The organism is Pseudohongiella acticola, from assembly GCF_001758195.1.
GTDB classification, from domain to species: Bacteria; Pseudomonadota; Gammaproteobacteria; order Pseudomonadales; family Pseudohongiellaceae; genus Pseudohongiella; species Pseudohongiella acticola.
In genome coordinates, this window is record NZ_MASR01000001.1 from 2,425,783 (window position 1) to 2,437,898 (window position 12,116).

Consider the following 12,116-nt stretch of genomic DNA (forward strand, 5'->3'; position numbering starts at 1 on the left):
AAAGGTGTGTGTTGTGAGCAGAACGGTATTTTTGAACGGTGACTATCTCCCCGCAGAAAAAGCGGCCATTTCCGTGTTCGATCGCGGCTTCCTGTTTGGTGATGGCGTCTACGAAGTGATTCCCGTGGTCATGGGCAAGCTGGTTGACGAAGACTATTCGGTTGAGCGTCTGCGACGTAGCCTCAGTGCGCTGGAAATAGCCTGGCCCTTCAGCGAAGCGGACTACCTGGTTATGCTGCGCGAACTGATCAGGCGCGATGATATTGCCGAGGGCAGCGTTTATGTGCAGATTACCCGCGGCATCGCCGAACGTGATTTTGCCTATCCACCGCATGCCAAAAGCACCATCATGGCCTATACGTCCACACGCAACCTGCTCAACAATCCGGCGGCGGAAACCGGCGTCAAGGTTGTGTCCGTGCCAGACCTGCGCTGGCAACGGCGAGACATCAAATCCCTGAACCTGCTGGGTCAGTGTATGGCCAAGCAACAGGCCGCGGCGCAGGGTGCGTTTGAAGCCTGGATGGTGGAGGATGGTGCGGTCACCGAAGGCGCATCTTCTTCCGCGTTTATTATCAAAGACAGAACCATTGTCACGCGAGCACTGTCCAATTCAATACTGCCCGGCATTCGTCGACGGGTCATTCTGGAGCTGGCTGAGCAGTCAGGCATGACGCTGATAGAGCGCAGCTTTACGCTGGCAGAGGCCATGACGGCCGAGGAAGCCTTTCTTAGCAGCGCAACCACGCTGGTGATGCCGGTTGTCAGTATTGACGGCACGTTGATCGCTGATGGTCGGCCCGGGCCGCTGACACAGACGTTAAGGAACCTGTATATCGAAAGCCTGTTGGCAGAAGCTGCCGGTAAATAGATAGAGCCAACGCTGATTCACGCGTGGGTGCTGGCGCTGCAGTGGGATACTGATCAAGGTTCCGGGGTCAGGACTTAAAACCCTTGCCAACCAGGTACACCTCGCGGGAACGTGCTCGTGAGGCATCGGGCTTCCGGGTCAGTACTTTATCAAAACTGCTGCGCAGGTCTTTGACATAATCATCGTAGCCCTCGCCGTGAAAGGCCTTGGTCAGGAAATTGGCGCCAGGCTTCAGGGTCTGACGCGCCATGTCCAGAGCCAATTCTATCAGGTACATGGACGCAGCCTGATCGGCGGCGTCGACGCCACTGATATTGGGTGCCATATCCGACATCACCAGGTCGACCCGGGCACCACCCAGTGCCGCCATGATCTGATCAAACACCTCCTGCTCGGTAAAATCACCCTGGATGAACTCAACGTCAGCGATTGAGTCCATGGGCAGAATGTCTGAGGCAATGACACGGCCTTTTGGCTCGGTGATGGGCGCAGCCACCTGCGACCAGCCTCCAGGCGCCGACCCCAGGTCGAGGACCAGCATGCCCGGACGAATCAATTTGTCTTTGTTGTTTATCTCCAGCAATTTATAGCTGGCACGTGAACGAAAACCGTCTATTTGAGCCTTTTTTACATAGGGGTCGTTAACGTGCTCGTCGAGCCAGCGTTTGCTGCTTTTTGATCGTGCCATGATCCTGCCGGGAGTGCTGTTGGTGACTTTTCAGGGATGAAAGCATAGCATAGTCACAAAATGAGCAGTACCGGCGCCATGCCGACTGCGCTTCACCACCTTTTGCCGGGGCCACCGGCCGGGGCTACACCATGATTCGTCTGACCGAACTTTCGCTACCACTGGAGCATCAGCCGGAAGCACTCCGTGCCGCCATACTGCAGCGTCTGCAGCTTGGCGACACTGAGCTGCTCGACTTTTTTGTGTTCAAACGCAGTTATGACGCTCGCAAAAAAAACAGTGAAATTACCTTTGTTTATATCATCCACGCCACCGTGCAGGACGAAGCAGCCTTGCTGCAACGTTTTACCAGCGACCAGCATGTGCGACCAGCCCCGGATATCGCCTACCATCCGGTTGCCAGCGCCCCGGAACAAATGTCAGAGAGACCTGTCGTTATCGGGTTTGGCCCGTGCGGCCTGTTTGCCGCCCTGTTGCTGGCCCAGATGGGGTTCAGGCCCATCGTGCTGGAGCGCGGCAAAGACGTGCGTCGTCGTACTCAGGATACCTGGGCGTTGTGGCGCAAGAAGGAGCTGACGCCGGAGTCGAATGTGCAGTTTGGCGAAGGTGGTGCGGGGCTTTTTTCTGACGGCAAGCTGTACAGTCAGATCAAGGATCCGAAATTCTATGGCAGGCAGGTCATGCGCGAGTTTGTTAAAGCGGGTGCGCCGGAAGAAATCATGTTTGTCAACAAACCCCACATTGGCACCTTTCGTCTGACCGGTGTGGTGTCGGCCATGCGTGAGCAGATCAGGGCGCTGGGCGGGGAGATTCGTTTTGAAAGCAAAGTCACTGACCTTGATGTCACCGATGGTCGCGTGACCGGAGTGACGCTGGAGAGTGGCGAAACTATAAATTCCCGATATGTCGTGCTGGCGCTGGGTCACAGTTCGCGCGACACATTTCGCGTGCTGCACCGACGTGGCGTATTTCTTGAAGCCAAACCTTTTGCCATCGGTTTTCGTATAGAGCACCCACAGTCGCTGATCGATAAGTCACGGCTGGGCAAGTATGCCGGTCACGATGCACTGGGCGCAGCTGATTACAAACTGGTGCATCATGCCAGCAATGGACGTGCGGTTTACAGCTTCTGCATGTGCCCGGGCGGAACCGTGGTCGCAGCGACGTCAGAAGAAGGGCGCGTAGTGACGAATGGCATGAGCCAGTATTCCCGCAATGAACGCAATGCCAATGCTGGTATTGTTGTCGGCATCGATCCGGCAAAGGATTTTCCAGGCGACGCGCTGGCCGGTGTCGCGCTGCAGGAGCAATTGGAAACACGCGCCTATGAACTGGGCGGCAAAGATTACTGTGCGCCGGCGCAGCTAGTGGGTGATTTTATTCGCGGAAAAGCATCAACCAGTTTGGGCGAAGTGGAGCCGTCATATCAGCCCGGTATAAAATTGGGAGACCTGTCTCCATCGTTACCGGCGTACGCAATAGAGGCTATCCGGGAAGCGCTGCCTGCTTTTGGCAAACAGATCCGCGGCTTCGATCGGAACGATGCAGTGTTGACTGGCATCGAGACTCGAACATCTTCGCCGGTGCGAATAACACGGGATTCGCAGACCCTGCAAAGTCTCAATACGCGTGGTTTGTATCCGGCCGGAGAAGGTGCTGGTTATGCCGGCGGTATTCTGTCGGCGGGAGTGGATGGCATCAGAGTTGCCGAAGCGCTGGCACTGGCCATGCTGTCCGATCTGGCATCCGGTAATGCTTCTGAATCCGACAGCGAGGTCTGATGCATGCCACGATTAAAAATTGATGAGCTGAAGAAGCTGCATCAGAAAAAATACCGCTATCAGTATGACTGCTTTCTCGCCGAGGGTGAGCACCTGGTGCTGGAGCTGGAGAAAGCAGCAAAGACAAACGCAGCGTTACTGGCGAGCGAACTGTACGTCACCGAAGCGTACCAGGGTTGGGCCAGTAATCTGACAAAGACCGTGGTCGGCGACAGGGCCATGGCACAGTTGTCGGACACAAAATCACCGCAGGGTATTGTTGCCTGTGTGCCTGTCAGTGCCTTGAGTCAAACTGCGAGTAAAACAGATGCAGCGACGCCAAGGGCGGTGTATCTATACGAAACTCAGGACCCAGGCAATCTGGGCACAATTCTGCGCACGCTGGGCTGGTTTGGCGGTTTTACCTGCCTTCTCAGTCCGGGCTGCGTCGATCCGTTTAATACCAAGGTCGTGCGCTCGAGTATGGGAGCGATTTTTAATGTGGCCATCGAACTGAATGTTGAGCTGTCGTCACTATCGTCGCGTTATAGCACTATTGCCTGTCTCGACATGCAGGGTGACAGGCTGAGCTCGGAGTCCTTTCAGCAGGCACAATGTCTGGTGTTTGGCAACGAGGCCAGGGGCGTGCCACGGGAACAGTTGCAGGCGCTTGGGGCGGCCAGTTATACCATACCCGGCCGCGGTGAGGTGGAGTCTCTGAACGTCGCATCTGCCTTAAATATGTGTCTCTACGAGTTGAACCGTCTGAGTTGAAGCGTCAGATGAAACTCAATGGCAGTGCCAGCGAGGCGCATACCACGGCCGTGACTGCGAGCCGCATTTTGAAGTAGCGCGAAGTAATTCTGCCGCCTTGATACAGGCGATAATCCACCCATAACAAAGCCAGAAAGACGGCAATGACAATAACAAAATACGCCACAAAAGACGCCATCAGGAAGCCAAGCCAACACACCAGAGTCAGTGCATTGCTGACCATCAACAGGTTCAGGTTTCTTGCCTGGGTGTCCTGAAGGTACTGCCCCCAGTGTATGCCGCACATGAACACGGCAATGGCCAGACTGTAGCTTCGCAAAATTTCCGCCGTATTTCCCAGCAATGGAAGGTTATAGACGCCGAGGGTCAAAAACAGGCTGCTGGCCAGAAACGGCAGCGCTCCCAGCCCGGCCAGAATGGCAGGTAGATTGGTATGTTTTGCAGATTGGTTGTTGAACGACATATAACGCCATACTCCCTTTCCATTACCAGATCCGATATCTGATCTACCCGCCAGAATTCTCGCGTTTGCTGCCTGCGCGGGCCCCGGCAAGCCCTGCTATTTAGAGCCTGCGCCGGGCTTGGCGTGAGCGGTGCCATCGGGTGATTCATCAGCGCGCTGCTTGATGTAGTCAAGGGCGTGATTCACCGCCAATTCAACGGATTCTGCGTTGGTTTTGTAATCGCTCTCCGACTCGAAGAAGCGAGTGTCGACAATATGGCGCACGTATCGCGCCGGCAGTCTGTTAAGGGCAACACAGGCGACATCCGCGATATAGTCATCGTCATGTGCAGCCTTGGTACCGGCGAGTGCTCGTCTGATACAGTCGAGCACCATTTTTTCGTAATAATTAGTGATTGAGTCCATAGTAGATCCTGTTCATTTTCTTCATCATACCCCTGCTTATCGAAGATGGACAGAGCCTGGGGTATGAATCGGCAGTTCCCGAAAATCAGCTTACACGGTCAGCAAACGATTTATCTCATGCGACAATGACGGTTCGTCAATCAGCCGTTGATACCAGTTTTCAACGTCTGTTGACGGCTGACACAACGCGCTGATGACGCCCAGCACGGCGCCACGGTGGACATTGTCTCCACCGAGGTTGGTATTGGCAATCAGAGCCTTGCCGCTGTCACCACAGTAGCGGGCGGCCAGATACAAAATGCCGGGCCAGGCACCGTCTATGTAACAGGCAATTGAGTATTTGCGCCCCAGCACTTCCTGGTCGTCACGAGTTTTTGCCAGCAGCGACGGCAGATCCAGACCAATGCTGCGTTGAGCTGTCTGTGCAAGAATTGACATGACATCGTCTGATTCTTCGCGAAACAGAAGTGTGTCCAGCAAATTCACATACGCCCGGCAGGTACGTGCCAGGCCGGTATCCGGATGAGTCAGCAGCAGGTGCTGATGGCAAAGCTCCTGCACCTCCTCCAGCGCAACGCCACGCAGCCGCTCAGCAAAAACGATGGGGGCAATGGTCACCAGCCCGCCAATGGATGGCGTGTCGTGTGTTACCGCGCCGCAGCGCAGTGGTGGTTTGCCCGCATCCAGATTGGCAAAGAAGCCGCGATGATAGGACTCTGCGTAGGTATCCGGGTGGGCTGGTGGATCAGCCGTCAGCAAGTCGATGTAATGATCAACAAACCTGGCGGCGTCATACCGGTCTGCATTTGCCGCGATCGACCGCATGACGGCACGAGCGCAGTGGGCATTCAGGGTGTTTTCGCCGGCGCGCATGCCCCGATGATAGTGTTGATTGGGTATATCCCAGAATTGGCGCTTGCCTTTGAGTATGACATCACCAACAACGCTGCGCTCTGTTGCCGCTTGATTCTGTCGACTGCGCCGGCCACCGCTATTCGTGGAATGCAGCGACATGATGGACGATGGATGAAACGCAGGAGCGTCATGCAGATCCCGCACGCCACCAGGGAACTGTTGATAGATGTCGGCTGGCCGATAATACCAGTGTACTGGCATGGCCAGTGAGTCGCCGACAAACAGCGCCTTTAGCGCTGCCTGAGCGCGATTTTGTGGTTCCGTCATGTTTCTACTCCGTGCACAGCCAGGCTATGAAAGCGGGGCGTCAAATTGCAATGCGGAGAGACGTGCATAAAGTGGACTGCTTTTTAACAGCTCGTCGTGCGTACCGGTGGCGATCAGTCGGCCGGTTTCCATGACGGCGATTCGGTCGACATTGCGCACGGTTGCCAGTCGATGTGCAATGATCAGCGTCGTCCGACCCTGCATCAGTTTCTCCAGTGCTATTTGTACTGTACGCTCGCTTTCGGCATCCAGAGCACTGGTAGCCTCATCCAGAAGCAATATTTTAGGATCCTTGAGAATGGCACGGGCGATGGCCAGGCGCTGTTTCTGGCCGCCAGACAGGCGAATGCCCGCCTCGCCGAGCTGGCTGTTCCAGGTATCGGGCAGCCGGGTTATGAATTCAGTGGCAAAGGCAGCATCGGCGGCCGCGTGAACCTCGTCGTCACTGGCTTCCGGGCAACCATAACGAATATTGTCTGCCACTGTGCCGGTGAAGATAGTGGGCTGCTGACTCACCAGAGCAAAATGTTGCCGCAATTGTGTTGGGTCAAGCGCCCGGATATCGACGCCATCCAGAAAAATCTTGCCACTGAGCGGATCGTAAAAGCGCAGCAGCAAGTCAAATAGCGTGGATTTTCCGGCGCCTGAGGGCCCTACCAGTGCGAGGCTGCTGCCAGGTTCGATACTGAGCGAAAAGTCTTCCAGCGCTGGTGTATTCGGGCGGGTTGGATAGCAGAAGCGCAGAGCATCAAACCGCAATTCACCCTGTAGTTTCCCGGGAAGCTGCTCAGGCGAGTCCGGTGCGCGAATAGCTGACTCTGCGTTCAATAGCTCCAGCAGACGTTCGGTGGCACCGGCAGCACGTTGCAGGTCACCAAACACCTGACTGATGGCGCCAACGGCGGAGGCGACCATGACAGCATAGACAATAAAAGCGGTGAGCTCACCCGCGCTCATGCGTCCGCTGATAACATCCTGACCGCCGACCCAGATCATGGCTGCCATGGCGACAAAAACCAGCGTCATGACAATGGCAATCAGCAACGAGCGCGACCGTATTTGCGACAGCGCCACGTTGAAGGCGGTTTCTACATGGCCGGCAAACAGGCGCTGATCTTCATGCTGATGATTATAGGCCTGAACCGTCTTGATCTGCTGAATACTCTCGCCAACATAGGCGCCCACGTTGGCAATCTGGTCCTGAGTCCGGCGAGACAGGTTTCGCACACGGCGTCCGTAAATAATGATCGGTCCGATGACCAGCGGGATGCACAGCAGCACAACGCTGGTCAGGCGCGGATTGGTGATAAATAGAAAAATGACGCCGCCAACCAGCAGTAAGGTGTTGCGTAGCGCGATGGAGGCTGATGAACCGATAACGGTTTGCAGCAGAGTCGTGTCGGTGGTGATGCGAGACTGTATTTCGCCGCTGATATTGTCTTCAAAATACGCCGGGTGCATGGTCAGCAGATGATCAAAAACTGCTTTGCGGATATCGGCAGTGACCCGCTCTCCCAGCCAGGATACCCAATAGAAGCGGGAGAATGTGCCGATTGCCTGCAAAATGGCAACTACCAGAAAACCGAAGATGGCGCCGCTTAACGATTGCGCGGAACCGGCAACAAAACCTGAATCAACGATAATGCGAACGTACTGTACCAGGCCCAATGTCAGGCCGGCAGTGAATAACAGCGCAACGGCCGCCAGCAGAATCTGCTTTTTGTAGGGAAGAACGAAACGGGCTGCCTGCAGCAGGCTGCTGATTCCTGCCTTTTTGGGTGCTGTCTTGTCCATATGTCAGGCGTTGTCTGTGAAGATGGGCTTTGCAGTCTGTCACGCTACAACGAGCCAGACAATAGCGTCGTCGCAAAGTCGGGGCGAATGCATTGAGTTGCACGGTGGTCTGCTCTATTCTGGACACCGACATCAGATGTGTTGTTAATTAACCGGGAGTACAAATCATGAAACCAATCAAACGTGCGCTTGGCGTTATGGCGCTGAGTATTTTTGCCCTGCCTGCCATGCTGTCGGCAGCCGAGATGGAAGACACCATTACCGTCAGCAGCACCGCCTTTGACCATCACGGCATGGTACCACTGGCGTATTCTGCATACGGCGACAATACTGTGCCGCAGATCAGCTGGGACAACCTGCCGGCAGGTACTGAACAACTGGCGCTGGTGATGGATGATCCGATTGCGCCCATGCCGCAGCCGTTTGTGCACTGGGTCGCCTACAATATCCCGGCAGATGCCATGCAATTGCCGGAAGGTCTGAGCAAAGAAGCAGAGGTTGCCGGGGTCGAAGGTCTGGACGGCATGATCAATGGCGTCAACGGTCTGCGTCAGACCGGATACTTTGGTCCGCGTCCGCCGAAGGATGGCAAACTGCACGCCTATCATTTCAGAATTTATGCGCTCGACGCAGCACTTGATCTACCTGAAGGGTTAAACAAGGCAGAGCTGTTGGAAGCCATTGACGGCCATGTGCTGGCAACGGGCATGCTGATGGGACACTACGAACAGGAGTAATGCCTTCGTTGGACGCAAGCGGCCGCTCTTGCTTCATACCTGGAGCGGCCGCTTGCGAAACGAATCAGTCCACCGCACCAATGTCAGTGCTCAAATCGATTCCTTATTGTTTTTCTTGATTCGCCCGCATTATGGCAGTCGAATTGAATTTTCTCCGCTTTTTGTACTATTACAATCGCCGGGTTTATCCACTTATACCGACCGGGTAGCCAGCGCCGGTGTGATCCGGGCAGCTGCCCGGGACGGCCCGATAACGGCAAGCTGACCGACCAGCAACAGAGCCAGCATGCCGACCGGTGTGTAATACCAGTCGATCCTGGGCATGTTGAAGGTCTGTACCAGGAAAATGTTGAACGCGATGGTCAGGATTGCACCCGTCAGCACGCCTATACCGGAAATCATGACGTTCTCGACAAGAAAGTAACGCAGTATGTCGCCCTGGGTCGCGCCCAGTGCCCGACGCGTGCCAATCTGCTTGCGACGGCGATTGATGCTGAATACCGCGAGGCCGACAATCCCCATCGCGGTGATAAAAACCAGGGTGGCAATGACCACGTACAGAATACGTGTCATCACGCTGTCGATGCGGTAGCTCTCCTCACGTGTCTCCTGCAGGGTCTGCAACTGGCGCAGTATGCGTTCGCTGTTGCTTGCCGCCAGCATTTCCTCGACTTGTGGCATGAGGCGGTTCTGTTCTCCGGCTTCAGTTCGTATCAGGTAAAGCGAGGAGCCATCGATGACAACTTCCGGAAAAATGGCCGAGTTCTCGATATCAGGCCATTCCGGCCAGGGTGCCTGCAGTCGGCGCACGACACCGATAATACGCACCGCCTGTTGAGACGGTGTGTACAGGGTCTGACCCACGGCGGATTGTACTGAACCGTCGAACAGGCGCTGGGCCAGCGCCTGGGTAATGATGACGGAACCGGCATTGGCATTCAGAGATGACTCGCGCACGAGCAAATCAGATTCTGAAAAGTCGACGCCGGCAATGAGCTCCAGATCCATTGTGTTGAGGGCGTGGTGATCGGCGTAATAGATGGCGCTGGGCACCATTGAGGCAACGTCGTTGGGCTCCAGACTGAAACCTGAAGAGGAGCCACTGCCGCTGACCGGAATGGCGTTGATGACAGTCGCATCAGCAATGCCGGGTGTTTGTCGAAGACGCGCCAGGTCATCCGCGTAAGTGACTTCCTCATTGAAGTCCTGACCAAACCCGATACTTCTAATGTAAAAAAGATTGTCTTCGTCAATACCGCTCGGGCGTTGCATCAGCTCGCCGCGCTGATTGATGATATAGATGGCATTGACGATGACCGTCATGGTAAAGGCAATCTGTACCGCTATTAGTATGACGCCAAGTTTGTTGCGCAGCAGTGCGCGCAGAATAGGGCCGAATTCCATACGTTTCTCCTACTGCAATTTAAGGTGAATGGCAGGGTTGATGTTGCAGGCCCGCCAGATTGGATACAGGCCAGCGATGATTGTGCTGACAATGGCCAGCGCAATGGTCACCAGCACCACGGTCAGATTCAGGTGCATCCAGTCAGAGACAATGAGGTCGCCCATCAATATCTTGATGCCTTCCAGTCCCAGTGCTGCCACACCGAGGCCGAGCACGCCGCCCATGGCGCCGATAAAGCCGGCTTCAATCACATGTTGAATAAACAGAGAGCCCTTGTGTGCACCCAATGCCTGGCGGACACCGATTTCAGGTGCTTTGCCCAGGAATTTAGCCAACAGCAGGCCGACCGTGTTGAGCAAACAAACGGCGAGCAGCATGGCAGCAAGCGCTGACAGAATGCGGGTTTCGTCGGGCAGCACCTCCTGCTCAACCAGCCATTCATTTACATCGAACAGACGTTTGTCGACCGGCACCCGCAGACGACCAAAGGACTTCTGTTCGGCGGCATAGTTGTTGATCAGATTCAGGTAGTCCTCATAACTGTTCTGATCCTGCAGCTCGACCCAGAATTGAATCCACGCGCACTCAGCGTTCAGGAAGGCCTGGAAACCATCGCCTTCAGGCGCCTTCCAGCAATTGGTATTGCCTGCACGGTTCATGCGTAGGGAAACGATCAGATGCCAGGGGATATAGGCTTCTTCGATCGGGTCGAAGGGGCCGTTATTGACATCGTAGAACTTGGGCACGGGCGCCCACTGCTCAAGCACACCCACGACGGTAAAATTAAAGCCGTGTAGCAGCACTGTCTCACCCACCGAATTGGACCCACCAAACAACTGCTGGTTGAGCTCCTGTGACAGCACAATGACCTGCTGACGGTTTTCATCAGCACTGCGATCCCAGCCGCTACCGTACTGAAAAGGAATATCAAACATGGTAAAGAATTCGCTGAAGTTACCACGACCATTAACCCCGAATGGCCGGATTTCTCTATTCTGCGGTTCCACCACGCCCGAAAACTTTGAACTGGCTGTTCTGGCGTGTTCATTGGTCAGTTCCAGTAACGCCATAGCATCGATATAGGTCAGCTGAGGCGGCGCTTCAAAGTCGGGAAACGAAGGGTCACCATAGTCGAGTTGAACGTGGTACAGCTGATCACTTTTGTGTGGTATCGGGTCGCCGCCCATAAAATAGTTAAGCGTGAAAATTACCATGTAAGCGCCAATGCCGATGGCCACGGCCAGCACCATCAGTGAACTGAGGACCGGATTGCGACGGTAACTCAGCAGAGCCAGGCGGATATAATAGAAGAGCATGTTGTCGTCTCCCTGTCAGCTGACAGCATCAAGTTGACCAGCGGAAGCCAACTGATCAGTTTGGGCAATTCGCCCATCCATAAAATGGATGTTGCGGGCGCTGCGACTAGCCAGCGACGGGTCATGTGTCACCATAATAATGGTGGTGCCGGCAGCGTTGATATTCTGAAGCAGTTCCATGACGCCTTCTGCCGTGTTGGAGTCCAGATTGCCTGTGGGCTCGTCGGCCAGCAGGAAGCGAGGCTCGCCGACCAGGGCGCGGGCGATCGCAACACGTTGCTGCTGCCCGCCGGACAGCTGTGACGGCAGATGTTTTTTGCGTGACAGCAGTCCCACCGAATCCAGCGCCCGCTCGATTCTGTCTTTGCGCTCGGCGGCTTTCATGCCGCGGTATCGTAGCGGCACGTCAACATTGTCGAACAGGTTCAGGTCCGGCATCAGGTTAAAGCTCTGGAAAATAAACCCTATTTTCTGGTTGCGCAGTCTGGCACGTTGGTAATCACTCAATGCAGCGACATTTTGCCCGTCCAGCAGGTATTCACCGTCAGTCCAGGTCTCCAGCAGGCCGGCGATGTTCAGGAACGTGGTTTTGCCGCAGCCCGACGGACCGGTGATGGTGATGAACTCACCTTCGGTTACGTCCAGCGAAATATCGCGCAAGGCGTGGGTTTCCACCAGGTCGGTGCGAAATACCTTCTGTATGTGTGTCATTTTGAGCATG

Annotated in this window: 12 protein-coding genes; 4 read left to right on the plus strand and 8 right to left on the minus strand. The window is 55.2% G+C overall.

All coding sequences use genetic code 11. The features are described 5' to 3' along the window. Positions 1–13 precede the first annotated feature (13 nt). Positions 14–871, plus strand: a complete 858-nt coding sequence (locus tag PHACT_RS10495) for a D-amino-acid transaminase (protein WP_070117728.1) — start codon at positions 14–16, stop codon at positions 869–871. A gap of 67 nt (positions 872–938) precedes the next feature. On the opposite strand, the gene rlmE is transcribed toward PHACT_RS10495, so the two are convergent. Further along, on the minus strand, positions 939–1,559 hold the full coding sequence (gene rlmE, locus PHACT_RS10500) for a 23S rRNA (uridine(2552)-2'-O)-methyltransferase RlmE (protein WP_070117729.1): 621 nt from the start codon (positions 1,557–1,559) through the stop codon (positions 939–941). 131 nt (positions 1,560–1,690) lie between these two features. On the opposite strand from rlmE, the gene PHACT_RS10505 reads away from it, so the two are divergent. Both PHACT_RS10505 and PHACT_RS10510 read left to right on the plus strand, forming a co-directional pair. After that, a complete protein-coding gene (locus tag PHACT_RS10505; RefSeq protein ID WP_070117730.1) occupies positions 1,691–3,340 on the plus strand; it encodes an NAD(P)/FAD-dependent oxidoreductase in 1,650 nt (549 codons plus the stop codon). 3 nt (positions 3,341–3,343) lie between these two features. Further along, on the plus strand, positions 3,344–4,093 hold the full coding sequence (locus PHACT_RS10510; RefSeq protein ID WP_070117731.1) for a TrmH family RNA methyltransferase: 750 nt from the start codon (positions 3,344–3,346) through the stop codon (positions 4,091–4,093). Positions 4,094–4,097: 4 nt separating this feature from the next. Here the strand turns inward: PHACT_RS10510 and PHACT_RS10515 are convergent, their stop codons facing one another. The 4 genes from PHACT_RS10515 to PHACT_RS10530 all read right to left on the minus strand — a co-directional run bounded on the left by PHACT_RS10515 (position 4,098) and on the right by PHACT_RS10530 (position 7,937). After that, positions 4,098–4,556 carry a DUF3429 domain-containing protein gene (locus PHACT_RS10515; protein ID WP_070117732.1) on the minus strand — a complete coding sequence of 153 codons (459 nt, stop codon included), beginning with the start codon at positions 4,554–4,556 and terminating at the stop codon, positions 4,098–4,100. Positions 4,557–4,652: 96 nt separating this feature from the next. Continuing rightward, positions 4,653–4,961 (minus strand): late competence development ComFB family protein, encoded by a 309-nt coding sequence (locus tag PHACT_RS10520; protein ID WP_070117733.1) that lies wholly within the window; start codon positions 4,959–4,961, stop codon positions 4,653–4,655. A gap of 90 nt (positions 4,962–5,051) precedes the next feature. After that, positions 5,052–6,143 carry an ADP-ribosylglycohydrolase family protein gene (locus PHACT_RS10525; protein WP_070117734.1) on the minus strand — a complete coding sequence of 364 codons (1,092 nt, stop codon included), beginning with the start codon at positions 6,141–6,143 and terminating at the stop codon, positions 5,052–5,054. Positions 6,144–6,167: 24 nt separating this feature from the next. Next, positions 6,168–7,937, minus strand: a complete 1,770-nt coding sequence (locus PHACT_RS10530; protein WP_070117735.1) for an ABC transporter transmembrane domain-containing protein — start codon at positions 7,935–7,937, stop codon at positions 6,168–6,170. 167 nt (positions 7,938–8,104) lie between these two features. Between PHACT_RS10530 and PHACT_RS10535 the strand changes: the two genes are divergently transcribed. Beyond that, positions 8,105–8,674 carry a YbhB/YbcL family Raf kinase inhibitor-like protein gene (locus PHACT_RS10535; RefSeq protein WP_083264511.1) on the plus strand — a complete coding sequence of 190 codons (570 nt, stop codon included), beginning with the start codon at positions 8,105–8,107 and terminating at the stop codon, positions 8,672–8,674. A 192-nt stretch (positions 8,675–8,866) separates the two neighbouring features. On the opposite strand, the gene PHACT_RS10540 is transcribed toward PHACT_RS10535, so the two are convergent. From PHACT_RS10540 to PHACT_RS10550, 3 genes are read right to left on the minus strand one after another with little or no spacing between them, the layout of a single operon-like run. Next, a complete protein-coding gene (locus PHACT_RS10540) occupies positions 8,867–10,078 on the minus strand; it encodes an ABC transporter permease (RefSeq protein ID WP_070117736.1) in 1,212 nt (403 codons plus the stop codon). A gap of 9 nt (positions 10,079–10,087) precedes the next feature. Next, positions 10,088–11,395 (minus strand): ABC transporter permease, encoded by a 1,308-nt coding sequence (locus PHACT_RS10545; protein WP_070117737.1) that lies wholly within the window; start codon positions 11,393–11,395, stop codon positions 10,088–10,090. Between the two features lie 15 nt (positions 11,396–11,410). Beyond that, complete coding sequence (locus tag PHACT_RS10550; RefSeq protein WP_070117738.1) at positions 11,411–12,115, minus strand: ABC transporter ATP-binding protein; 705 nt, start codon at positions 12,113–12,115, stop codon at positions 11,411–11,413. Between the last annotated feature and the right edge of the window lies 1 nt (position 12,116).